The organism is Mesorhizobium sp. M7A.F.Ca.US.011.01.1.1 (assembly GCF_003998295.1).
Taxonomy (GTDB): domain Bacteria; phylum Pseudomonadota; class Alphaproteobacteria; order Rhizobiales; family Rhizobiaceae; genus Mesorhizobium.
Window position 1 is genome coordinate 356,696 of record NZ_RZRT01000003.1, and the last position, 22,903, is coordinate 379,598.

At 63.8% G+C, this 22,903-nt stretch carries 24 protein-coding genes; 11 read left to right on the forward strand and 13 right to left on the reverse strand.

All coding sequences use genetic code 11. From position 1 onward, the window contains the following. Window positions 1-24: 24 nt before the first annotated feature. The 4 genes from EOA13_RS06380 (at window position 25) to EOA13_RS06400 (ending at window position 2,759) form a co-directional block, all read left to right on the forward strand. Window positions 25-510, forward strand: coding sequence for a MaoC family dehydratase (locus EOA13_RS06380; protein WP_023810115.1), 486 nt, complete (start codon window positions 25-27; stop codon window positions 508-510). Beyond that, a complete protein-coding gene (locus EOA13_RS06385) occupies window positions 507-1,538 on the forward strand; it encodes a phosphotransferase family protein (RefSeq protein ID WP_127290610.1) in 1,032 nt (343 codons plus the stop codon). Before EOA13_RS06380 ends, EOA13_RS06385 begins: the two co-directional genes overlap by 4 nt. Before the next feature lie 163 nt (window positions 1,539-1,701). Continuing rightward, complete coding sequence (locus tag EOA13_RS06395; RefSeq protein ID WP_127290614.1) at window positions 1,702-2,340, forward strand: TetR/AcrR family transcriptional regulator; 639 nt, start codon at window positions 1,702-1,704, stop codon at window positions 2,338-2,340. 170 nt (window positions 2,341-2,510) lie between these two features. Next, window positions 2,511-2,759, forward strand: coding sequence for a DUF680 domain-containing protein (locus EOA13_RS06400; RefSeq protein WP_127290616.1), 249 nt, complete (start codon window positions 2,511-2,513; stop codon window positions 2,757-2,759). Window positions 2,760-2,801: 42 nt separating this feature from the next. Here EOA13_RS06400 and EOA13_RS06405 read toward each other — a convergent pair whose 3' ends face one another. The 8 genes from EOA13_RS06405 to EOA13_RS06440 form a co-directional block, all read right to left on the reverse strand. Then, window positions 2,802-3,851, reverse strand: coding sequence for a Gfo/Idh/MocA family oxidoreductase (locus EOA13_RS06405; RefSeq protein WP_127290618.1), 1,050 nt, complete (start codon window positions 3,849-3,851; stop codon window positions 2,802-2,804). Between the two features lie 63 nt (window positions 3,852-3,914). After that, a complete protein-coding gene (locus EOA13_RS06410) occupies window positions 3,915-4,700 on the reverse strand; it encodes a ThuA domain-containing protein (RefSeq protein ID WP_023810120.1) in 786 nt (261 codons plus the stop codon). 77 nt (window positions 4,701-4,777) lie between these two features. Beyond that, complete coding sequence (locus EOA13_RS06415) at window positions 4,778-5,008, reverse strand: hypothetical protein (RefSeq protein ID WP_127290620.1); 231 nt, start codon at window positions 5,006-5,008, stop codon at window positions 4,778-4,780. Window positions 5,009-5,067: 59 nt separating this feature from the next. Continuing rightward, window positions 5,068-5,652, reverse strand: a complete 585-nt coding sequence (locus EOA13_RS06420; protein WP_127290622.1) for a sarcosine oxidase subunit gamma — start codon at window positions 5,650-5,652, stop codon at window positions 5,068-5,070. Continuing rightward, window positions 5,645-8,641: a sarcosine oxidase subunit alpha gene (locus tag EOA13_RS06425; protein ID WP_127290624.1), complete on the reverse strand. Its 2,997-nt coding sequence runs from the start codon at window positions 8,639-8,641 to the stop codon at window positions 5,645-5,647. Before EOA13_RS06425 ends, EOA13_RS06420 begins: the two co-directional genes overlap by 8 nt. Then, the gene (locus EOA13_RS06430) at window positions 8,638-8,934 is read right to left on the reverse strand and encodes a sarcosine oxidase subunit delta (RefSeq protein WP_127259924.1); all 297 of its coding nucleotides are present in this window, start codon (window positions 8,932-8,934) and stop codon (window positions 8,638-8,640) included. Before EOA13_RS06430 ends, EOA13_RS06425 begins: the two co-directional genes overlap by 4 nt. Before the next feature lie 11 nt (window positions 8,935-8,945). After that, window positions 8,946-9,386: a hypothetical protein gene (locus EOA13_RS06435; RefSeq protein ID WP_127290626.1), complete on the reverse strand. Its 441-nt coding sequence runs from the start codon at window positions 9,384-9,386 to the stop codon at window positions 8,946-8,948. Next, entirely contained in the window at window positions 9,386-10,639 is a 1,254-nt protein-coding gene (locus EOA13_RS06440; RefSeq protein WP_127290628.1) for a sarcosine oxidase subunit beta, read from the reverse strand. Before EOA13_RS06440 ends, EOA13_RS06435 begins: the two co-directional genes overlap by 1 nt. A 269-nt stretch (window positions 10,640-10,908) precedes the next feature. Here EOA13_RS06440 and EOA13_RS06445 point away from each other — a divergent pair, with 269 nt between their 5' ends. From EOA13_RS06445 to EOA13_RS06475, 7 genes are all read left to right on the forward strand, one after another. Beyond that, window positions 10,909-11,667 carry an SDR family oxidoreductase gene (locus EOA13_RS06445; RefSeq protein WP_127290630.1) on the forward strand — a complete coding sequence of 253 codons (759 nt, stop codon included), beginning with the start codon at window positions 10,909-10,911 and terminating at the stop codon, window positions 11,665-11,667. A gap of 109 nt (window positions 11,668-11,776) precedes the next feature. Then, window positions 11,777-12,163, forward strand: coding sequence for an SET domain-containing protein-lysine N-methyltransferase (locus EOA13_RS06450; protein WP_127290632.1), 387 nt, complete (start codon window positions 11,777-11,779; stop codon window positions 12,161-12,163). A 201-nt stretch (window positions 12,164-12,364) separates the two neighbouring features. Continuing rightward, window positions 12,365-12,643, forward strand: coding sequence for a 30S ribosomal protein S21 (gene rpsU, locus EOA13_RS06455; protein WP_023671138.1), 279 nt, complete (start codon window positions 12,365-12,367; stop codon window positions 12,641-12,643). Between the two features lie 141 nt (window positions 12,644-12,784). Continuing rightward, window positions 12,785-13,627 (forward strand): tetratricopeptide repeat protein, encoded by an 843-nt coding sequence (locus EOA13_RS06460; protein WP_127290634.1) that lies wholly within the window; start codon window positions 12,785-12,787, stop codon window positions 13,625-13,627. A 201-nt stretch (window positions 13,628-13,828) separates the two neighbouring features. Beyond that, window positions 13,829-14,305: a DUF992 domain-containing protein gene (locus tag EOA13_RS06465; protein WP_127290636.1), complete on the forward strand. Its 477-nt coding sequence runs from the start codon at window positions 13,829-13,831 to the stop codon at window positions 14,303-14,305. A 93-nt stretch (window positions 14,306-14,398) separates the two neighbouring features. Next, entirely contained in the window at window positions 14,399-14,878 is a 480-nt protein-coding gene (locus EOA13_RS06470) for a DUF992 domain-containing protein (RefSeq protein WP_127290638.1), read from the forward strand. 210 nt (window positions 14,879-15,088) lie between these two features. Continuing rightward, window positions 15,089-16,525, forward strand: coding sequence for an MFS transporter (locus EOA13_RS06475; RefSeq protein WP_127290640.1), 1,437 nt, complete (start codon window positions 15,089-15,091; stop codon window positions 16,523-16,525). 12 nt (window positions 16,526-16,537) lie between these two features. Here EOA13_RS06475 and EOA13_RS06480 read toward each other — a convergent pair whose 3' ends face one another. Genes EOA13_RS06480 through EOA13_RS06500 form a run of 5 tightly spaced genes read right to left on the reverse strand, consistent with a single transcriptional unit; the run spans window position 16,538 to window position 22,883 of the window. Next, complete coding sequence (locus EOA13_RS06480) at window positions 16,538-17,230, reverse strand: response regulator transcription factor (RefSeq protein ID WP_127290642.1); 693 nt, start codon at window positions 17,228-17,230, stop codon at window positions 16,538-16,540. After that, a complete protein-coding gene (locus tag EOA13_RS06485; RefSeq protein ID WP_127290644.1) occupies window positions 17,227-19,962 on the reverse strand; it encodes a sensor histidine kinase KdpD in 2,736 nt (911 codons plus the stop codon). The genes EOA13_RS06480 and EOA13_RS06485 overlap by 4 nt, the downstream gene beginning before the upstream one ends. Window positions 19,963-20,016: 54 nt before the next feature. Beyond that, complete coding sequence (gene kdpC / locus EOA13_RS06490) at window positions 20,017-20,583, reverse strand: potassium-transporting ATPase subunit KdpC (RefSeq protein ID WP_127290646.1); 567 nt, start codon at window positions 20,581-20,583, stop codon at window positions 20,017-20,019. Window positions 20,584-20,595: 12 nt separating this feature from the next. Further along, a complete protein-coding gene (kdpB, locus tag EOA13_RS06495) occupies window positions 20,596-22,689 on the reverse strand; it encodes a potassium-transporting ATPase subunit KdpB (RefSeq protein ID WP_127290648.1) in 2,094 nt (697 codons plus the stop codon). Next, window positions 22,686-22,883 (reverse strand): hypothetical protein, encoded by a 198-nt coding sequence (locus EOA13_RS06500; RefSeq protein WP_245490311.1) that lies wholly within the window; start codon window positions 22,881-22,883, stop codon window positions 22,686-22,688. Before EOA13_RS06500 ends, kdpB begins: the two co-directional genes overlap by 4 nt. Between the last annotated feature and the right edge of the window lie 20 nt (window positions 22,884-22,903).

A 22,903-nucleotide genomic window follows, 5' to 3' on the forward strand; every position in this document is an offset into this window, starting at 1 on the left:
GAAGCCGGGGGTGAACTGGAGGACATGAGCGTGGAACCGATCAGTCTCGATGTGCTTCTGGCCAGTGTCGGCAAGGAGGTTGGCGTGTCGCCGTGGCGGGCGGTCACGCAACGCATGATCGATCAGTTCGCCGACGCCACCGACGACCACCAGTTCATCCACTGCGATCCGGAGCGGGCCATGCGCGAAACGCCGTTCGGCGGCACCATCGCGCACGGCTTCCTGTCGCTGTCGCTGTTGTCGGCGATGACTTTCGAGACCATGCCGCCGCTGGAAAACGGCAAGATGGGCGTCAACCACGGCTTCGATTCGCTGCGCTTCCTGGCGCCGGTGAAAACCGGCGCGCGCATCCGCACGCGGTTTGTGCTGGCCGACGTCAAGGTCAGGCCGTCGGGCTGGGTGCAGACCGCGCATGACGTGACGATCGAGATCGAGGGTTCGAAGAAGCCGGCACTGACCGCGCGCTGGTTGACGCTGACCTTGATCGAACGCCAGCCCGAGACGGCATGAGTGATCCCGTTCTCGACCAGGCAGCGCTTGCGCCTTACCTCGAGGCGAACATACCTGGCTTTTCCGGGCTTGCTGCAGTCGAGAAGTTCAAATCCGGCCAATCGAACCCGACCTACCTTTTGACGGCGGCAAGCGGCCGTTACGTGCTGCGCGCGAAGCCGCCGGGGCAATTGCTGAAATCGGCGCACCAGGTCGACCGAGAATTCAGGGTGATGAGCGCGCTTGCCGGCACCGCCGTGCCTGTGCCGCAGATGCTGCATCTTTCCGACGAAGCCTCGCCGATCGGCCGCATGTTCTACGTGATGGATTTCCTGGACGGCCGCATCTTCTGGGATCCGGCTCTGCCGGAGGCTCGCGACAACGAAGATCGCGCCGCCATCTACGATGCCATGAACGAAACCCTCGCGGCGCTGCACGAGGTCGATGTCGAAACAGTGGGACTCGGCGATTTCGGCCGGCCGGGCAGTTATTTCGAGCGCCAGCTGGCGCGCTGGACCAGCCAGTACCGCGCCTCGGAGACCGGCACGGTGGCCGATATGGACCGGTTGATTGCCTGGCTGGAGACACACATGCCGGAGGATGACGGCCGCGTCTCCCTGGTCCATGGCGACTACCGGCTGGACAATCTGATCTTCGCGCCGGACCGACCAACAGTTCTGGCGGTGCTCGACTGGGAACTGTCGACATCAGGCCACCCCTTCGCCGATATCGCCTATCAGTGCATGCAATGGCGGCTGCCGCACGCGTCGGGCTTTCGCGGCCTGGGCGGTGTCGACCGCGCGGCGCTCGGGCTGCCCTCCGAAACGGACTACGTCGCCGCCTACTGCCGGCGGCGCGGACTCACCAGTATCGGCAACTGGACGTTCTTCCTCGCCTTTTCCTTCTTCCGGCTGGCTGCGATCTGCCAGGGCGTCTTCAAGCGGGCGCTGGACGGCAATGCCTCCAATCCGGAAAAAGCCCGGACCTATGGCGAGGCGGTGAAGCTGCTTTCGCGTCTTGCCGCGAAGCTGATCGACAAGGAGGCGTGATGGCCGCTTTGACGGAGCAAAGGTGCTGATCACGGGTGCCGCCAACTTCGACGAGCGTGGGCACGATCCGAAGCATACCGCTTGGGAACTTCCCGTGCCCTTGTCCGTTTCCGTACAGCGTATATAATTTAGCCAGCCACCAACCAACCAAAGGCACCAGATCTTGCCGCAGAGCGTCCAGACACGCCGCGAGAAACAAAAGGCCGAACTGCGCTCCGAACTGGTCGAGGCCGCGCACAAGCTCGTCCAGGAAGAAGGCTATGAAGGCCTGACCATTCGCAAGCTGGCCAAGCGGGTCGGCTATGCCCCGATGTCGGTCTACTCCTACTTCGCCGACAAGCAGGACATCCTGTTCGCTCTGGCCGAGGATGCATTCGAGACACTCGCCCGCCGCATCGAGGGGCATCCATCCGACGATCCGATCGAGGCCTTGCAGGCGGTGATGACCGAATATGCCGCTTTCGGACTCGGCAATCCCAACGAATACCGCACCGTGTTCATGACCGAAAAGACCAAGCTGCCGGAAGGCTACAACGAAATGGAAGAGAGCAACCCCGCTATGAAGGTGCTGATCAGCAGGGTCGAGGCCTGCGTCACCGCCGGCAAATTGCAGGGCGATCCGCGCGCCATCGCCACCATGCTGTGGGCGGTCGGACACGGCACGATCTCGCTGCTCATCACCTTTCCTTTCTACCCCTTCGGCGATCCGCAGGCCTTCGTGAAGCGGATGTGCGATTTCACGCTCGCCACGCTCAGCACGCAAAACGTCCCACCGCTGACCGAGACACCGGTCAACTGCTGAACGCCGTTTCCTTTGGTTTGTGTATCCCTCCAGACCTTGGGGGTTCTTGGTTAACAAAAAATTTATTGTACGCGTACGGTTTTCCTTGAACTTCGCGACCGACGGGCGTATATGTACAGTGCATCGTACATGTACGAGAGAAATTTACCCGTCGAAAACGGAGACTGACAATGAAAAAGACACTCCTCACCCTCGCCGCCGTGCTGGCACTTTCGGGCTCGGCCTTCGCCGCCAACACCACCCACCCCGTCAAGCATGCGCCGGTGGCGGCCTGCGTTGACACCAAGACCAACGTGAAGCTCGATTGCGCTTCGACCGGTTCGGTCGAAAAGAAGGGTGCCACGGAAAACACCGCTGAAGGCAAGGGCCCGCGCCTCGGCATCAGCATCAATCCGTGGATTGTACCAAGCGCATTTTGACATCAGCAAGGATCGCGTCTGGCCGGCACAAGCCGGCCAGCTTCAGCCGACCGAAACCGGCAGCTTCACCGCTGAACTCTCGAAGGCCGCGTCGATCAGCTTCTGCATGTCGGCGGCGCGCCGGAACGACGGATCGCCATTCCGGCCTGTAACCAGCGCATCGGCAAAGCGTCGCGCATTGCGCTTGACACTGGGCAGCGCCAGCGTTCGCCATTGCTGAAGATCGACATCGCCGCCGAGACAGGCCGACAGGTTCGATGCCTTGCCGTCGGTCTCGACCTTGATGGCGCCCTTGGTGCCGTGCAGGGCCAGCGACAAATCGTTGGCGTGGCCGGTCATGTAGCGGCTCGCCACGATCGTGGCGAGCGCGCCGGAACTGAGCCGCGCCGTCATCGCCACGCTGTCATTGGCGTCCAGCACATAGTCGCCGATGCGCTCGCCCTCGGCCTTCGGAAACGTCACCAGATCGGCATGCAGGCTGACGATATCCTGGCCGGCGCCATAGGTGGCGAAGTCCAGGATATGGATGCCGACATCGCCCAGCACGCCGGTTGAACCGTGCCGGCTCGACAAGCGCCAGAGCCATTTGTCCTCGACCCGCCAGTCGCCCCACGACTGGCTGACCAGCCAGCTTTGTCGGTAGCTTGCCTCGACATGGCGCAACACGCCGATCTCGCCGGCCAGCACCATGCGCCGCGCTTCATGGATCGCCGGTGAGTTGCGATAGGTCAGGTTGACCATGTTGACCACCCCTGCAGCCTCGGCCGCTTCGGTCATATCAAGCGCGTCGGCGTGGTTCGGCGCCAGCGGCTTTTCGCAAAACACATGCTTTCCCTGGGCAAGCAGCGCCAGCGTAGTTGCCATATGCGCACCATCCGGCGTCGCGTTGATGGCGGCATCGAACTGACCCCAGGCGATCGCCGCTTCCAGGCTTTCGAAGTAATCGCCGATCTTGCTGACGGCGGCAAACGCTGCCGCGCGGCCGGGCACCTGGTCGACACAGGCGACGATGCTGCAGCCCGGGATCTCGGCAAACTCCTCGACATGATGCCCGGCGATACCGCCGGTGCCGAGCAGAAGAATTCGATGCATTAGCCCCAAGCCCCAATCAACTCACGCCTTAAGCAATTCAGGCCCCGATCAGCTCAGGCCGAATCAACTCAGGCCCTTGTCGCCGTCGGCATGCAGGCGCAGGCCCTTCTGCACGATCTTCTCCTTGGCCGCATCCGTCGGCACGTTCGGCGCGTTGGTGATGCCGGACCAGGCCGGCGCCGGGTTGTGCGCCCAATGGACGGCGTTGCGTAGCACCTGCTGCACGCCCTCATTGTGATAGATCGGATAGGTCTCGTGGCCGGGCGAGAAGTAGAAGATCCGTCCCGCGCCGCGCTGGTAGGTCAGCCCGGACCGGAACACCTCGCCGCCCTCGTACCAGGAGACGAACACCGTCTCCAGCGGCTCCGGCACCGCGAACGGCTCGCCATACATTTCCGTCTCGCCGATCTCCAGGCACTCGCCGATGCCTTGCGCGATCGGGTGGCCGCGGTTGATCGCCCAGACGCGCTCACGCTCGCCCGCCTCGCGCCATTTCAGCGAACAGGGCGTGCCCATCAGCCGCTTGAAGATCTTCGAGTAGTGGCCGGAATGGAGCACGATCAGGCCCATCCCTTCCCACACCCGCTTCTGCACCCGTTCGACGATGTCGTCCTTGACCTCGCCATGCGCCGCGTGGCCCCACCACAAAAGCACGTCGGTGGCCGCCAGACGCTTCTCGCTCAGGCCATGTTCGGGTTCCTGCAAGGTGGCGGTGGTCGCCTCGATACCCTTGTCCTGGTTGAGGGCGGCGGCAATCGTGCCATGCATCCCCAAGGGATAGAGGTCGCGCACGGCTTCATTGGTCTGCTCGTGGACGTTCTCGCCCCACACGATCGCTTTTGTCGGCATTTTCATCTCCCAAAGCGCTTTAAATAGCATGTCCAAGGGGATTGAGAAGGTCCGGTGCCGTCTGGTCCGATGGAATACTATGTCTTGCGCCTCTTGCGCCCCGGCACGGTCTTGGCCTTGCCCGGTTTCGCCGGTGCGCCGGGGATAGCGGTTCCGGTAATGGATATCGGATCGCTGGCCGGGAACGTGTCTTCGAGGCCTTCCTCGAGTTCCTCTTCAGCGCTCGGCGCTTCGTGCCGCTCGTGTTCGAGCGAGCGGACAGCCGATGTCTTTATGACCGGCGACTTCGGCGCGGAATTCGACGGCATCGGCATTCTCCCTCGGCGTGCGGATGCAGAACGAGCGTGCCCTGCAAAACGTTCCGAGTTCAGACCGCCGCGTCGCGCGATCCCTCGGACAGCAAAGTAAAGACATAGTCCGAGAAGGAACGCCAGCATTCGACCCGGAAGGCGTCGTTACCCGTGCGCAGCAGCACGATCTCGGTCTTGCCCAGGATGGTGCGCGACGCTGCTCCCACCGGGAAGGCCTCGAGCGACAGGTCCTGCGGGCAGCCCGCATTGATCGTCGCCGCCGCTCCGGCGCCCGTCACTGATATCGCGATGTTGCGATGCGAGACGCCGACCGCCGAATGCAGCGCGGATACTTTGGCGCAATCGGCGAGCGGATCGTTGTCGGCCTCATCGATGACCAGCCATTCGTCGGGGCCGAGCCACAGAGCGGTGCGCCCGCCGTTCGCGGCAGCGGTTTTCGGCTTGTTCGGCAAGGTCACGCCGAGCGCCTTCGAAAGCGCTGCGACCGAAGCCTCCGGCGCCCGCAATGAAACGCGTTCGGCCGGCGGCAGCACCTCGACCTTGACGCTGGCGGCAGTGGTGCTGCGCCCAGCCAGCGCCAGACGGCGTTCCACCGAAGGCGATGCAGCCGGAGCCGTCTTTCTTGCAGCGGCCTTAGCCATTGAGGCGCCCTCCCGTCTCGTCGAAGAACACCATGCCGGTAACCTCCACTTCGATCACCCCGTTCGGCATCGGCACATAAAGGGTCTCGCCCATCCGGTCGCGGCCGCCGGCGACCAGCGCCAATGCGATTGAGCGGCCGCAATTTTCCGACCAGTAGCTCGAGGTGACGTGGCCGATCATCTTCATCGGGATCGCCTGTTTCGGATCCTCGACGATCTGCGCGCCTTCTTCCAGCACCACCTCGGAATCTCTGGTCTTGAGGCCGACCAGCTGCTTGCGGCCCCTGGCAACGAGATCCGGCCGCGTCAAACCCCTGATACCGACGAAATCGGTTTTCTTCTTGCCGACCGCCCAATCGAGGCCGGCGTCGTTCGGCGTCACCGTGCCGTCGGTGTCCTGGCCGACGATGATGTAGCCCTTTTCGGCGCGCAGCACGTGCATCGCCTCGGTGCCATAAGCAGCCGCACCATGCTTCTGGCCTTCGGCCCACAGCGCTTCCCAGACCGCCTGGCCATAGTCGGCCGGCACGTTCACCTCGAAGCCGCGCTCGCCGGTGAACGACATGCGGAACAGCCGCGTCGGCACGCCGCAGATCTTGCCTTCGCGCACCGACATATGCGGCAGCGCCTCGTCCGACATGTCGATCCCTTCGAGCAGCGGCGCGATGATGTCGCGCGACTTGGGTCCCTGCACCGCGATAACAGCCCATTGCTCGGTGATCGAGGTCAGCCAGACATTGAGATGCGGGAACTCGGTCTGGAGATAGTCCTCCATATGGTTCATGACGCGCGGCGCGCCGCCGGTCGTCGTCGTCACGTGGAAACGGTCGGGCGCCAGCCTGCCGACGACGCCGTCATCATAGATGAACCCGTCCTCGCGCAGCATGATGCCGTAGCGGCAGCGGCCGGGTTCCAGCTTCTCCCATGGGTTGGTGTAGAGCAGCTCCATGAATTTGGCCGCATCCGGACCGACCACTTCGATCTTGCCCAGCGTCGAGGCATCGAACAGACCGGCTGTCTTGCGCACCGCGACGCATTCGCGATCGACTGCGGCGTGCATGTCCTCGCCCGCCTTGGGGAAGTACCAGGCACGCTTCCACTGCCCGACATCCTCGAACACCGCCCCTTGGGCTTCGGCCCAGGGATGGATCGCCGTCTTACGTGTCGGGTCGAACAGCGGACCGCGCGCATGGCTGACGATGGCGCCGAAAGTCACCGGCGTATAGGGCGCCCGGAACGTGGTCAGGCCGACTTCCGGGATCGGCTTTCCCAGCACCTCGGCGGCAATCGCCAAGCCGTGCATGTTGGAGGTCTTGCCCTGGTCGGTCGCCATGCCGTTGGTGGTGAAGCGCTTGACGTGCTCGATCGAGCGCATGCCTTCGTGCACCGCCTGGCGGATGTCCTTGGCGGTGACGTCGTTCTGGAAATCGACGAAGGCCTTCACCGTCGTATCCGACCCGGCGCCGGGGGCTGCACCCAGCATGCCGCGCGACCAGCTCTCCGAGGCGTCTACCTTCGGCTTGCTGCCCTTGGCGGTTTTGGCACCCGCATCCCTGGCCGCCTTGGCGCCTGCCGCATAGGCCTCATCGACCGTCGCAGACAGCCCGTCGGTGCCGTTGCAGGCGCCGACCGAGACGCAGTCCTGCGCATAGATGCCCGGCACGAAGCGCTTGGTCTCGTCGTTGAAGGCGACCTTGCCGCGCGACTGCGAGAACAGATGCACCGACGGCGTCCAGCCGGCCGACATCAGGATCGCATCGACCGGGATGGTGCGTTCGCCGCCGCCATTCTTCGGCTGCACGGTCATCGACGACACCCTGAGCTTACCGCCAGCGCGGATCACCGCGCGGCCGAAATTGATCTCGATGCCGAGCGCCCTCGCCTCGTCAATCACCGGTCCGGTCGGATTGTCGCGCAGATCGACGATCGCCGCCACGTTGACGCCGGCTTTCTTCAGGTCGATGGCCGCCGAGTAAGCGGAATCATTGGCGGTATAGACGCCGACATTCCTGCCGACCGCGACGCCATAATGGTTGAGATAGGTGCGCGCGGCACCCGCCAGCATGATGCCCGGCCGGTCGTTGTCGGCAAACACCATGTGGCGCTCGATCGCACCGGAGGCCAGCACCACGCGCTTGGCCCGGACCTGCCACAGCCGCTCGCGCGCCAATTCGTGGCCGGGGGTCCTCAGATGTTCGCTGACACGCTCGACCAGCCCGATAAAATTCTGCGCATAGTAGCCGAACGCCGTCGTGCGCGACAGCACGCGGACATTGTCCATCGCGGCGAGCTTCGCCACGGCAGCTTGCGCCCAGGCAAAACCGTCCTGGCCGTCGATTTTCGCGCCGCTCTCGAAACGCAGGCTGCCGCCGAACTCGGCCTGCTCGTCGGCGAGGATGACGCGCACGCCGGTCTCGGCCGCCGCAAGCGCTGCCGCGATGCCTGCCGCGCCGCCGCCGAGCACCAGCACGTCGCAATGCGCATAGCGCGATGAATAATGGTCGGGATCCGGCTGGTCCGGGGAAACGCCAAGACCGGCCGCGGCGCGGATCTTTGGCTCGTAGAGCGTCTTCCACGCCGCTTTCGGCCACATGAAGGTCTTGTAGTAGAAGCCGGCCGAAAGCAGCGGCGAGGCGATATCGCTGACCGCACCGAGGTCGAAGGACAGTGACGGCCAGCGGTTCTGCGACTGCGCGTCAAGCCCGTCATAGAGCTCCTGCACGGTCGCCCGCACGTTCGGCGTCTTGCGTGCCGCGTCGCGCCTGATTTCGACCAGGGCGTTCGGCTCCTCGGCGCCCGCCGACAGGATGCCGCGCGGACGGTGGTACTTGAACGAGCGGCCGACGAGATGGACGCCATTGGCGAGCAGCGCCGAGGCCAGCGTGTCGCCCTCGATGCCGGCATAGGACTGGCCATCGAAGCTGAAGCGCGCGGTCTTGGCTTGGCTGAAGCGGCCGGCGCCGGAAATGCGGTACGACGCGCCGCTCATTTGCCAACTCCCGGCAGCTTGGAGGGTTTGGGCTCGCCGGCCTTGTAGGTCATGACGAATTTGTCGGTGACGGTGTCGCGTACGGCGTTGAAGAAGCGCGCACAGCCATGCATGTGCCGCCAGCGCTCATAAATGATGCCCTTGGGGTTGGAGCGGATGAAGAAGAACTTTTCAAAATCGTCGTCGCTCTCCCCGGCCATATTGGCCGAGCGCGCGATATGCGCCTCGCCGGCGTTGCGAAACTCGAGTTCCGGACGCTCTTCCTCGCAATAGGGGCAGCGGATGAGAAGCATTTGGTTCGTTCCTACAATTCGCCGTGGCCGACGCGGGCGCCCGCCGGTTGATCGCAAAGCTTCTGTCCCAAGGTCGCGAACGGTGCGACGAGCCGGATGCGCTCTTCCACGCTTGCAGCGGGACGAAACAGATCGCGGGACGCCATGTTGCCGAGGGTGAGCTGCATCGGATCGGTGGTGACGATGACTTGACGCGGCTGGAATGTCTCGTCCTGGTCGAGCCCTTCGGGACGTCCCTCGAAGAACATCACCACCCTCTGGCCGCCGCTCCAGACGCAGGCCAGCGTGCCGTCATCGACCGAAAACGGCCAGACGGTTTCGTTGCCGGTGCGGCTGATCGGCTGCGTGCGCACTTCGTCCGCCGACGGAAAATGGAACATGCCCCGTTCCCCCACCGGCACTTGTTCCCCCGCCAGCATCAGCGGCATCGCGACAGCCATCTGCGCCATCATCAGTGCGCCACCGCCGCCGCCGCCGCCTCGTCGATGAGCCGTCCGGTGCGGAAGCGCTCGATGGTGAAGGGCGCGTTGATCGGATGCGGATCGTCTTTCGCGATGGTGTGGGCAAAGACATGGCCCGAGCCCGGCGTCGCCTTGAAGCCGCCCGTGCCCCAGCCGCAATTGACATAGAGGCCGGGCACCGGCGTCTTGGCCAGGATCGGCGAACGGTCGGGCGTGACGTCGACGATGCCGCCCCACGAGCGCAGCATCTTCATGCGTGTGAAGATCGGGAACATCTCGCAGATGGCGTCGAGCGTATGCTGCAATATGTGCAGGCCGCCGGTCTGCGAATAGGAAACATACTGGTCGGTGCCGGCGCCGATCACCAGTTCGCCCTTGTCGGACTGCGAGATATAGGCGTGCACCGTGTTCGACATCACCACGCAGGGAACCACCGGCTTGACCGGCTCCGACACCAGCGCCTGCAGCGGATAGCTCTCCAGCGGCATGCGCACGCCGGCCATGTTCATGATCACCGAGGAATGGCCGGCGGCAACGACGCCGACCTTTTTTGCGCCGATGAAGCCGCGCGTCGTGTCGACGCCCATGACCGCGCCATTGGCCGCCCGCTTGACCCCGGTGACCTCGCAATTCTGGATGATGTGGACACCACGCGCCGAAGCGCCGCGCGCATAGCCCCAGGCAACCGCATCGTGACGCGCCGTACCGCCGCGACGCTGCAGCGCCGCACCGACCACCGGATAGCGCGCATCCTTGGAGGTGTTGAGCGGTGGGCAGAATTCCTTCGCCTGCTCCGGGGTCAGCCACTCATTGTCGATGCCGTTCAGCCGGTTGGCGTGAACGTGACGCTTCAGCACCTGCACGTCGTGCACATTGTGCGCGAGCATCATGACGCCGCGCGCCGAATACATGACGTTGTAATTGAGCTCCTGGCTGAGCCCATCCCACAACTTCAGCGCATGGTCGTAGATGCCGGCGCTCTCGTCATAGAGATAGTTGGAGCGGATGATGGTGGTGTTGCGGCCGGTGTTGCCGCCGCCGAGCCAGCCCTTTTCCAGCACCGCGACATTGGTGATGCCGTGCACCGTGGCGAGGTAATAGGCGGTGGCCAGGCCATGGCCGCCGGCGCCGACGATGATGACGTCGTATTCCTTCCTGGGCTCGGGCGAGGACCACTGCTCCTCCCAGCCCTTGTGACCGCGCATGGCTTCACGGGCGATGGCGAATACCGAATATTTCTTCAACGTCCCAACCTCGCCCCAAAAAGGCTTCGCGAATGGCGGCCGGCGTTCATTCGGTCCCGGCGCGCGAGGTGTATCACTAGCGAAACAGCGCTTCCACCCTTGCGCTGTTTGCGACGGCGCTTGCCGTTTTGCGCCGTGGTGAAAAAGACGCATCCGGTGCGTCGGCGCTTTCCAGCATCTTGGCACGTATCGGGTGGCTCGCCTTGCCTCGATCTGCGACCAAGCACCCCAACTGCCGGTCAGGCCGGCGCGAAGAAAAGGATGCAAAAATGTTCGCACTCGCAAACAAGATCGCCATCGTCACCGGCGCCAGTTCCGGCATCGGACGGGCCTCGGCAAAACTCTTTGCTGAGGAAGGCGCCAAGGTCATCGCCGCCGCCCGCCGTCAGGCCGAGCTCGATACGCTCGTCGCCGAGATAGAAGACAATGATGGCGCGGCCATCGCGCTTGCCGGCGATGTCAGGGAGGAAGCCTATGCAAAGGCCCTTGTCGATCTGGCGGTCGAAAAGTTCGGCGGGCTCGACATCGCCTTCAACAATGCCGGCGCCGTTGGCCGGATGGGGCCGATTTCGGACCTGCCGCTGGAGGGATGGCGCGATTCGCTCGACACCAACCTCACCAGCGCGTTTCTCGGCGCGAAATATCAGGTGCCGGCAATGATCGAGCGCGGCGGCGGTTCGCTGATCTTCACCTCCACCTTCGTTGGTCACACAGTCGGGATGCCCGGCATGACCAGTTATGCCGCGAGCAAGGCCGGCCTGATCGGACTGACACAGGTGCTGGCCGCCGAATACGGCCCGAAAGGCGTGCGGGTCAACGCGCTGCTGCCCGGCGGCACCGACACACCCGCGGCAACCTTCAAGACCCCGGAATCACGGGTTTTCGTCGAAGGCCTGCATGCTTTGAAGCGTATCGCGATGCCGGAGGAGATCGCCCGCTCGGCACTCTATCTCGCCTCCGACGCCTCGAGTTTCACCACCGGAGCGGCTCTGTTTGCCGATGGCGGCGTGTCGATCAACCGGACGTGAAGATTCCAGCGGCGGGACGCATGTTCATAGCCGCCAGGCAAACGGCCGCTCTTGATTTTTCGCCGCGATTTGGCGATTCCGTTTATGTCCAAAAGCGGGGTCTGGAACCATGATGCTGATCAGAACCTATGTGACTGCGAGTGCGATCGAAGGTGTCGGCGTGTTCGCCGCGGAGCCGATCAGGAAAGGCGCTTCGATCTGGCGGCTCGATCCGGATTTCGACCGGCTGATCCCCATGGACAAATACGAGACGGCACCCCCGCATCTCAGGGAGCTGCTCGACCGCTATGCCTATCCGAGCCCGGACCGGCCGGGTTTCATGGTCTATGAAGTCGACAATGGCCGCTTCATGAACCATTCCAGCAATCCGAACACGGATTTTTCGCAATATGGCGGGGCCACCGCGACCCGCGACATCGGCGTGGGCGAGGAGATCACCTGCGACTACGGCGAGTTCTTCGAGGATTTCGAGTTGCTGCACCTCGCGACGGCCTAGTCGGCTCCTTATCTCATGGGCAAGTGGCACACTTGTCCCAGGGCAAACAGACGGCGGCTGGCCCCGCAAATTCATTTCCGCTGTGGACAGCGCGGCATGATTCTGCTATCAGCCGCCACAATTCGTGGTGTAAACCGCTGCGGAGGCTAGTGGCTATGGCCGCTTGCCTGTTGATATCAAACCCGAAAGACAGGATTGCCCGTGCAGGTACTCGTCCGCGACAATAACGTTGATCAGGCGCTTCGCGCTCTCAAGAAGAAGATGCAGCGCGAAGGCATTTTCCGTGAAATGAAGATGCGCGGTCACTACGAGAAGCCGTCCGAGAAGCGCGCCCGCGAAAAGGCTGAAGCCGTTCGCCGCGCCCGCAAGCTGGCCCGCAAGCGCGCCCAGCGCGAAGGCCTGCTGCCGATGACGCCGCGCCCTGTTGCTGCTGGCGCCGCTGGTGGTCCAGGTGGCGCTCCGCGTCCGCCGCGGTTCTAACGCCAATTTTTCGTCCTTTTCGAAGGATATCAGAGGTGGCGCGATGTGGAATCGCCGCCACCTTTTTGTTTTGGTTGTGACCCGGCCCGGAGGGGGGAACCGGACCTGAACGACGCGGCTTGAAGTGAGGACAGGGCAGACATGAACGCAACAAGCGTGGAGCGCGGGACCGCATTGCGTGGTTTCGCCCTGACAATGGCCCTGCTCTCCGGACTGGCGCTTGCCGGCTGCCAGACATCAGGCCCGACCGGTGAATTCAACAACATCGACAAGGCGCAAGGGTCGAGCGAGAACATTTCCTCGCTGTCGGCGGTCATCCAGCGCAATCCCCAGGATCCCGAAGGCTACAATGTGCGCGGCTCGGCCTATGGCCGTGGCGGTCAGTACCAGGCGGCGCTCAAGGATTTCAATCAAGCCATCCAGCTCAACCCGAATTTCTTCCAGGCCTATTCGAACCGCGCGCTCATCCAGCGCTTCCTCGGCAACCAGGAAGCCGCCCTAGCGGACTACAACCGTTCGATCCAGATCAACTCGAACTATGACGCCGCCTATATCGGCCGCGGCAATCTCTACCGCAAGGCGGGTCGCACCCAGGACGCCTTCAACGACTTCCAGAAGGCGATCCAGCTCGATACGACCGACGCGCGCGCCTACCACAATCGAGGCCTGATCTATCAGAGCCAGGGCCAGCACAAATTCGCCATCGAGGACTTCTCGACAGCCATCTCGCTGGCGCCGGACGCCGCCGAGCCCTACAACGGCCGCGGCCTCTCCTATCTGGCGACCAACGACGAGGACAACGCCTTCTCCGATTTCAACATGGCGATCAAGCTCGACGGCAGGAATGCCGAGGCCTGGTCCAATCAGGCGCTGATCTATGAGCGGCGCGGCGACAAGGCGAAGGCCGCGAAATCCTATAAGGAAGCTGTTCGCCTCGACCCTACCTACCAGCCGGCCAAGGATGGCCTCGCCCGCGTCAGCTGATCTCGGTTTCGGCTTTCCCTACAAATCCGCGTGACGTCCAAGTGCCGCGGGTTCCTTGCGTGTCCGAAAGGACGCACTTCGCAACCGCGCATTAACCCCGGCAGGAGGCTTTCGGCCCCTGCCTTGATCGCGCCAAGTTTTCGGCGGAACGGTCTACCCACCCAAGCCGTTGTTGAAAGTATTTTGCGAAAGGACCCTCCCATGATCAAGAAACTCGCCTGCGCCGCTGCCCTCGCCACGACGATGTTCGCGGTGGCTCCGGCCAGCGCCGGCAAGCTGCAACTCGGCACGCTCGATTGCACCATCGACGGTGGCACCGCTTATATCGTCGCTTCCAACAAGGGCGTGTCCTGTGTCTTCCGGCCTCATCATCACGGGCCGTCCGAGATTTACACAGGCGTCATCTCCAAGATCGGCCTCGATGTCGGCCAGACGCATCAGGGCCAGCTCGTCTGGGCCGTGCTGGCTGCGACCCGGGACCGTGACGGAGGCGATCTCGCCGGCAGCTACTACGGTGTCAACGCCGAAGCGAGCGTGGTGACCGGCGGCGGCGCCAATCTGCTGGTTGGCGGCCTGGACAGCGCCGTCATGCTGGAGCCGCTCAGCGTCCAGGCGCAGACCGGCGTCAACCTTGCCGTGGCCGTGACTTCGCTCCAGCTGATCCACTCATTCAAGTGATTGCATGGAGCCGTGCGCTCCATGACCCCTCACCCCGCGGCGCAGAACCAGATAGGATGGTTTCGCGCCGTTTGATTTTGGAGGGGAACCATCATGCTGAAGACAGCCATAGCTGCCGCCATGTTCACCACGCTATCCGGAGCGGTGCAGGCGCAGGACCGAGGCATGGAAGTCGGTACGCTTGACTGCGCCATAGGCGGCGGCACCGGCTTCATCTTCGGCTCGAGCAAGGATCTGAGCTGCACCTTTAACCCCGCCGACAAAAGCTTCGCGCCGGAAGCCTATTTCGGCGCCGTCAACAAATACGGCCTCGACATCGGCACGACGAAGCAGACGGTCATGCAGTGGATCGTGCTGACGCCGCTGAAGAACATCTATGCGCCGGGTGCGCTGGCCGGCGACTACATCGGCGCCAGCGCGGAGGTGACGGCCGCCGTCGGCGCCGGCGCCAATCTACTGGTCGGCGGCTTCTCTCAGGCCTTCACCTTGCAGCCGCTCAGCTTGCAGACGCAGACCGGCATGAACCTCGCGATCGGCGTCAGCCAATTCCAGCTGCGCAGCACCGAGAACTGATCGCGCAACGAACCCGCAACCGGAAAGGCTGCCGCGCGAACGATCTTCAAAAAAACCGCTTGAGCTCAACCCCGGTTGAGGTTTTACAAGCCTGCCCCGAACGCCACAACGCCTCGATCCGGCGCTGTCAATTCGCATGGTCCTGCCGGAAACCCGTACTGGCTTCTGGCGTGCTGCGCTGGCGTCGAGATATGCAAGACAGGGGTGGAAATGACCGAGATCAGCACAAACAGGGTCGACTGGCGCTTATTGTGGGCAAGCGGCGACCTGGCGCGCTTCTGCTTCATCAGCCTCGGCATCCTGCTGCACGCCACCAACGAGACGATGGTGGCAACGGTGATGCCGGCCATGGTCGGCGAACTGGCGGGCGTACAGCTCGTCGGCTGGTCGCTGGCCATCTACGAACTCGGCGCCATCGTTGCCGGCGCGGCCGCCGGACGACTGGTGAGTTATGTCCCCTTGCGCACCAACATGGTGGTCGCCGCGCTGCTTTACGCAGCAGGCGCCCTGATCTGCGCCACCTCGCCTTCCATGCAACTGTTCCTCGCCGGCCGCCTGATCGAAGGACTTGGCGGCGGTGCGCTGGTGTCGCTGGCCTTCGTCTCGGTCGAACGACTGTTCTCGCGCGCCATCTGGCCGCAGCTTTTCGGCATCATGTCGGCGATCTGGGGCGTCGCCGCCTTCAGCGGACCATTGCTCGGCGCGATCATGACCGAGCTTTTGTCATGGCGCTGGGCCTTCGGCATCTTCACCCTCGGCGGCGCCGCCATGGCGCTGGCAAGCTTCCTCGTGCTCAACACGCCGGAGGCGACGAGGCCGAGGGCAAGCACAGGCGGGGCGCCGCCCTTCCCGTTCGCGGCCCTTGGCTGCCTTGCCGTCGCCGTGGTGCTGATCGCCTCGGCCGGCGTCGACATCGCCTTGCTGCGCTCTTCGCTGCTGATGGCCGTCGGCCTCATCGGCCTGGTGCTGTTCTTCACCATCGACGCGCTGAAGCCGCGTTCGCGGCTGTTCCCGGCGCGGCTGTTCTCATGGCGCACGCCGGTCGGCGCCGGCATGACCATGGTTGCCGCCTTTTCGGTGGCGACCTGTTCCTTCGGCGTCTACGGGCCGCTGCTGCTGACCAGCCTTCACGACATTCCGCTGCTGACCACCGGCTACATCATCGCCGCCGAATCGATCGCCTGGTCGATCCTGTCGATCCTGGTCGCCAACGCGCCGCCGCAGCGCGAGCGGCTGATCATCATCGGCGGCGCGGTGATGATCGCGGCCGGCATCGCCGGCTTTGCCTACACGATACCCCTGGGCTCCATCCCGCTGATCCTGATGTGCGCCCTGTTGCAGGGCGGCGGCTTCGGCATCGCCTGGCCGTTCCTGACACGCGTCATCGTCGCCTCAACGCCGGAGAGCGAGCAGACCATCGCCTCGGCGGCGGTGCCGACCATGCAGCGCATCGGCTATGCCGTGGGCGCAGCCCTTGCCGGCATCGTCGCCAATGCCAGCGGCTTTTCGCAAGGTCTGAACCACGACGCGGCGGCGAATGTCGCGTCCTGGCTGTTTCTCGCCTTCGTGCCGCTCGGCATTGTCGGCTGCCTGGCGGCCTTGCGGGTTTCCAGACCGTTTGGTCGGCAGCTGGAAGCGACCGGCTAAAATCCAAACCGCTTACTCGACCTCACGCAGGCGGTAGCCGACGCCCGTCTCGGTGGTGATGTAGCGCGGCTGGTCGGGGCTCTTCTCGATCTTCTGCCTGAGCTGCCGCACATAGACCCTGAGATACTGCACGTCGGTCGAGTCGCCCCAGACCTGCTTCAACAGGAAATGGTGGGTCAGCACCTTGCCGGCGTGCTGCACCAGCATGCGCAGGATGTCGTATTCCTTCGGCGACAGCTTTACCTCCTTGCCCTCGACCTTGACGATGCGCTTGACCAGGTCGACGCTGAGATCGCCGGTCTGGAAAATCGGCTTCTCGCCCTGCTGCTGGAACTTGTGGCGAAGCGCCACCCGAATGCGGGCGACCAGCTCGTTCATGCCGAAGGGTTTGGTGACATAGTCGTCGGCGCCGAGTTCCAGGGCCTGGACGATACCGGCCTCGTCGGTCCGGCTGGACAGGATGACCACTGGAATGTCGAGACCATCGTCGCGCCATTTGCGCAGCAGCTCATGGCCGCTCATGCCGGGCAGGCCAAGGTCGAGCAGGACGAGGTCCGGCTTCTCCGCCTCCATCAGTTCGATCGCCACTTTGGCGTTCGGCGCCTCGCTGATCGCGTAGCCCTGGCTGCCGAGCCCGACGCGAAGCAGCTTGCGGATCGGCGGCTCGTCATCGACGACCAATATCCTGACGTTCGAGTTTGTCATGCCAGGTCACCCACATCGTGGTCGTCGGTATTCGAAGCGTCGAAATTGGGCGGATTTGCCGGCCTGGGCATTTTGATGGTGAACACCGCGCCCGAACCGTCGGTCCGGTTTGCCGCCATGATCGTGCCCCCCATCGCTTCGACGAAGCCGCGGCAGATCGACAGACCGAGCCCCGTACCGGCGCGGATCTGGTCGCGCTTGCGCACCCGGTAGAACGTGTCGAAAATCCGTTCCAGATCGCCGGGAGGAATGCCTGGCCCTTCATCCATGATTTGCAGCAGGACGGAGCCATTGTCGGTCCAACCCTGCATGCGAATCGTCGAGCCTGCCGGGGCATATTTCGCCGCATTGTCGAGAAGATTGAACAACGCTTGCTCGAACAGCACCGGGTCGACCTTCAACATCGGCAAATCCTTGGGGATGTCGGTCTCGATCTTGTGCTCGCCAATGATTTTCCTGGCCCTTTGCAAGGCGGAGCCGACGATATCGCCGACATAGTGAAAGGCGTAGTTCGGCTCCATCGCGCCGGACTCGATCTTGGTCATGTCGAGCAGATTGGCGATGAAGCGGTTCAGCCGCTCGGATTCGTCGAGCACCGTCGACAGCAGTTCGGCCCGGTCCGGTTCGGGAAGTGCTGCTGAAAAATCCCGCAGCGTGCCGGCCGCGCCCATGATGGCGGCGAGCGGCGTTTTCAGATCATGGGAAATGGAGGTGAGCAGCGCCGAGCGCAGCCTGTCCGCCTCGGCCGCGAGCTTGGCACGGTCGACGTCGGCAACCAATTGAATACGTTCGATGGCGACCGCCGCCTGGTCGGCCAGTGCGTCAAGCAGCCGCTGCTGCTCGGGCGTCAGCAGCGGACCCTGCTTGTCATTGTCCAGGCCGACGACCCCGATGGCCGTGCGCCCCGTCCGCAAGGGCAAATAGAGGCGCTTGGCGCCCGGAAGCGTGTCGGCGCCGCGACCCGCGGCACGATTGTGCTCCCAGGCCCAGCGGGCGGCGGCGATGTCGGCCTCGGCCAGCGTGTCGTCGGGCGGATAGCCGGCCTTGACGGTGATGGTCCCGTCCTCCGGCAAAAGCAGCACCACCCGCAGCTTCAGCATCGACGCGATCTGGAAGGCCGTGGCCCAAAGGACGTCGTCGAGCGTGCCGGCGCCGGCGAGCTTTTTTGAAAAGAGGTAGATGTCTTCCGTGGCCCGCGCCCGCGAGCGGGCGGCAACCGCCTGGCGCTGCACGCGCGCCGTCAGATTGCTGGCGATGACCGCAACGACGAGGAAGACGCCGAGCGCGACGATGCTCTCCGGATCCCGGATCGTCAGCGTATAACGAGGCTCCAGGAAGAAATAATTGAAAGCAAGGGCGCTGGCGAAACAAGCGTACAGAGCCGGCCACAGACCGCCGGTTACCGCCGATGCCAGTACGCCGATGAGAAGAATGATCGCCAGGTTGCGAACGTCGAGAAACTGGTCGAGAACGACGGCGAAGGCGAGCGAACCGATGACAAAGGCCGTGGCCTTGAGATAGGGCCAGATCTCGAACTGCCACTGCTCGTCCGCCGCCTTGACACTCCTCGACGTCACCTCGGCGTTGCGTTCGGTTCCTGAAATGACATGGACGCTGATGTCGCCGGCATTGCGGATGAGATCGTAGGTGAGCGAGCCTTCGATCAATTCCCGCCAGCGCGACCGAGTCGGCCTGCCGACCACGATATGGGTGAAATTGTTCGCCGTCGCATGGCGAACAATGTCCTGCGCGATGTTTTGACCGGGAATGGTGGTCACCTCGGCGCCGAGCTGTTCGGCAAGCCGCAGGTTCGTAGCGAGCCGATCCTTGTCCGCCTCGGGCATGCTGGCCGAGCGAGGGCTGTCGACATGCAGCGCCGTCCACGGGGCACGGAGCCGGTCGGCCAGCCTGCGCGCGTAGCGAATACGCGCCGCCCCGCCCGGACGCGCGTCGACGCAGACGAGAACCCTTTCCCCCGCGGCCCACGGTCCGGGAATGGCGTGGGCCTGCATATGGATCAGCAACTGGTCGTCGACGCGCTGCGCGGTGCGGCGCAGCGCCAGTTCCCTGAGCGCCGTCAGATTGCCCGGCGAGAAATAGTTCTCGATCGCGCGCTGCGCGGTGTTGGGGAAATAGACCTTGCCTTCCTCGAGCCGCTTGATCAGGTCGTCGGGGGTGAGATCGATGATCTCGACATCGTCGGCCTGGTCTATGATGGAATCGGGAACCGTCTCGCGAACCCTGACCTTGGTGATCTGGGCGACGACGTCGTTCAGGCTTTCGACATGCTGGATGTTGAGCGTCGTGTAGACGTCGATACCGTGCGTCAGGATTTCCTGGACATCGAGATAGCGCTTGGGGTGCCGGCTGCCAGGCGCATTTGTGTGGGCGAGTTCGTCGACGAGAACCAGCACCGGGCGCCGGGCGAGGATGGCGTCGATATCCATCTCGTCGAGGATGCGCCCCTTGTAGTCGACCTTGCGGCGGGGAATGACCTCATAACCCTCGACCAAGGCCAGTGTCTCCTTGCGCCCATGCGTCTCGACGACACCGATCACCACATCCACGCCGTCGGTCAGCCTGGCGCGGCCCGACATCAGCATCTCGTAGGTCTTGCCTACGCCAGGAGCGGCACCCAGGAATATCCGCAGCCGGCCGCGACCTTCCCGCTCGGCATGGTCAAGCAGTGCGTCGGGAGAAGGTCTGGCGTCGTTGCTTCTGTCGTCCGGCATCGGGATCGATCATGGATGGCGCCGGGGATACTGTCGATCCCCGGCCCGCACCATTCACTGTTTCGCGGCGTCCAGCGCAAGGTTGAGACCGAGCACATTGACCACCGGTTCGCCCATGAAGCCGAGTTCCCTGCCCTCGACCTCGCTGTCGACAAGCGCCTTGACCTTGGCTTCATCGATCCCCCTGGTCTTGGCCACCCTGGCGACCTGGAAGTAGGCTGCTTCGGGACTGATATCGGGATCGAGGCCACTGCCGGACGTCGTCACCAGATCCATCGGCACGGGCTGGTTCGGGTTTTCCGCTTTCAACTTCTCGGCATCGCCCTTGATACGATCGATCAGCTTGGGATTGGTCGGGCCGAGATTGCTGCCGCTCGAGGCGGCCGCATTGTAGCCGTCGCCGGCAGCCGAGGGGCGGCCGTGGAAATACTTGTCGCTGGCAAACCCCTGGCCGATCAGTTCGGAGCCAATGATCTTGCCGTCTTTCTCGACCAGGCTGCCATTGGCCTGACGCGGGAACAGCGCCTGGGCGATGCCGGTCATGCCCAGGGGATAGATCAGGCCGGTCAGCACCGTGAAGAAGACGATCATGATCATCGCGGGTCTTATCTGTTTGAACATGAGCGCAATTCCTTAAGCGAGGCCAAGCGCGGTGACGATCATGTCGATCGCCTTGATGCCGACGAAAGGCACGATGAGGCCGCCGAGGCCGTAGACAAGCAGGTTGCGGCTGAGCAGCGCGCCGGCGCCGATGGCCCGGTATTTGACGCCCTTCAGCGACAGCGGGATCAGCGCGATGATGATCAGCGCGTTGAAGATGATGGCCGACAGGATGGCACTCTGCGGCGTTGCCAGATGCATGACGTTGAGTGCCTGCAGCGGGCCGGTCGTCTGTCCCGGCGCGACGTAGAAGACGGCGAACATCGCCGGAATGATGGCGAAATACTTGGCCACGTCGTTGGCGATCGAGAAGGTCGTCAACGAGCCCCGCGTCATCAAGAGCGCCTTGCCGATCTCGACGATCTCGATGAGCTTGGTCGGATCGCTGTCGAGGTCGATCATGTTGCCGGCTTCCCGGGCGGCAACCGTGCCGGTATTCATGGCGACGCCGACATCGGCTTGCGCAAGGGCTGGCGCATCGTTGGTGCCGTCGCCGCACATGGCCACCAGCTTGCCCTTGGCCTGTTCGTCGCGGATCAGCTTCAGCTTGTCCTCCGGTGTGGCCTGCGCGAGGAAGTCGTCGACGCCGGCTTCCGCGGCGATCGCCGCCGCCGTCATCGGGTTGTCACCGGTGATCATCACCGTGCGGATGCCCATGCGGCGCAGTTCGGTGAAACGCTCGCTGATGCCGCCCTTGACGATGTCCTTGAGGTGGACGACGCCGAGCAGCCGGCCATCGCGTTCGACCGCCAGCGGCGTGCCGCCGGACTTGGCGATCTCGTCGGCGATGGACTGGAGATCGCGGATGGATTCGCTGCTTGGGCGCGTGCCATGGGCGGCGGCTGCCGACTGGTTGACATGGGCAAGTACGGAATCGACGGCGCCCTTGCGCACCGATGAACCATCGATGTCGACGCCGCTCATACGGGTCTGCGCTGTGAAGGGAACGAATGTGGCGTGCAGCGTTGCCATGTCGCGGGCGCGGATGGCGTATTTCTCCTTGGCCAGCACGACAATCGAGCGGCCTTCCGGCGTTTCGTCGGCCAGCGAGGCAAGCTGCGCCGCGTCGGCCAGTTCCTGCTCGCTGACGCCCTTGACCGGGCGAAACTGCGTCGCCTGGCGGTTGCCGAGCGTGATCGTGCCGGTCTTGTCGAGCAGCAGCGTGTCGACGTCGCCTGCGGCTTCCACGGCGCGACCCGACATGGCCAGCACGTTGAATCGCACCAGACGGTCCATACCGGCGATGCCGATGGCCGAAAGCAGCGCGCCGATCGTGGTCGGGATCAAGGTGACGAACAACGCCACCAGAACGGTCACCGAGATATAGCCGCCCGAATAGGAAGCAAAACTCGGGATCGTCGCGGTGGCCAGCACGAAGATCAGCGTCATGCCGACGAGCAGGATGTTGAGCGCGATCTCATTCGGCGTCTTCTGGCGCTCGGCACCTTCGACAAGCGAGATCATGCGGTCGAGGAAGGTATGGCCGGAGGCGGCGGTGATGCGGACGCGGACCCAGTCTGACAGCACCTGCGTGCCGCCGGTGACCGCCGAACGGTCGCCACCGGATTCGCGGATGACCGGCGCCGATTCGCCCGTGATCGCCGCCTCGTTGACCGAAGCGACGCCTTCGATCACCTCGCCGTCGGACGGGATGATGTCGCCGGCCTCGACCAGCACGGCATCGCCGACCTTGAGGCTGGTGCCGGGCACGAGTTTGTATTTGGTGCGGTCCTCACCGGTCAAAAGCTTGGCCTGGGTCTCTGTGCGTGCCTTGCGCAGCGAATCCGCTTGCGCCTTGCCGCGGCCTTCTGCGACCGCTTCGGCGAAGTTGGCGAACAGCACGGTGAACCAAAGCCAGATGATGATCTGCAGCGTGAAGCCGAGATTGCCGCCTCCGGTGACCAGGTCCTTCACGAACAGCACCGTGGTGAGCGCCGAGACGACGGCAACGACGAACATCACCGGGTTCCTGGCCAGCGTGCGCGGATCGAGCTTGCGGAAGGCGCCGCCGATGGCGGGAACCAAGATGCGGGCATCCATGATGCTGGCCGATTTCGAGTTGCTCATTTTGAAGCTCCGGCTTCGGTGTTGTTGGACGGCACCCGATGATTGGATGCCGAAAGGAAATGCGGCGGCCCGTAGGCCAGCAGCCAGAGGACGAGCATGACTGCCGCAAGGCCGAGAAACGTCGACAGGGTCGGGAAAGGAGGAGGTCTCTCCTCCTTTCCGTGATCGTCCCTGTGGCCGACCTTGCGGCGCATGGCATTGAACCAGGACATGA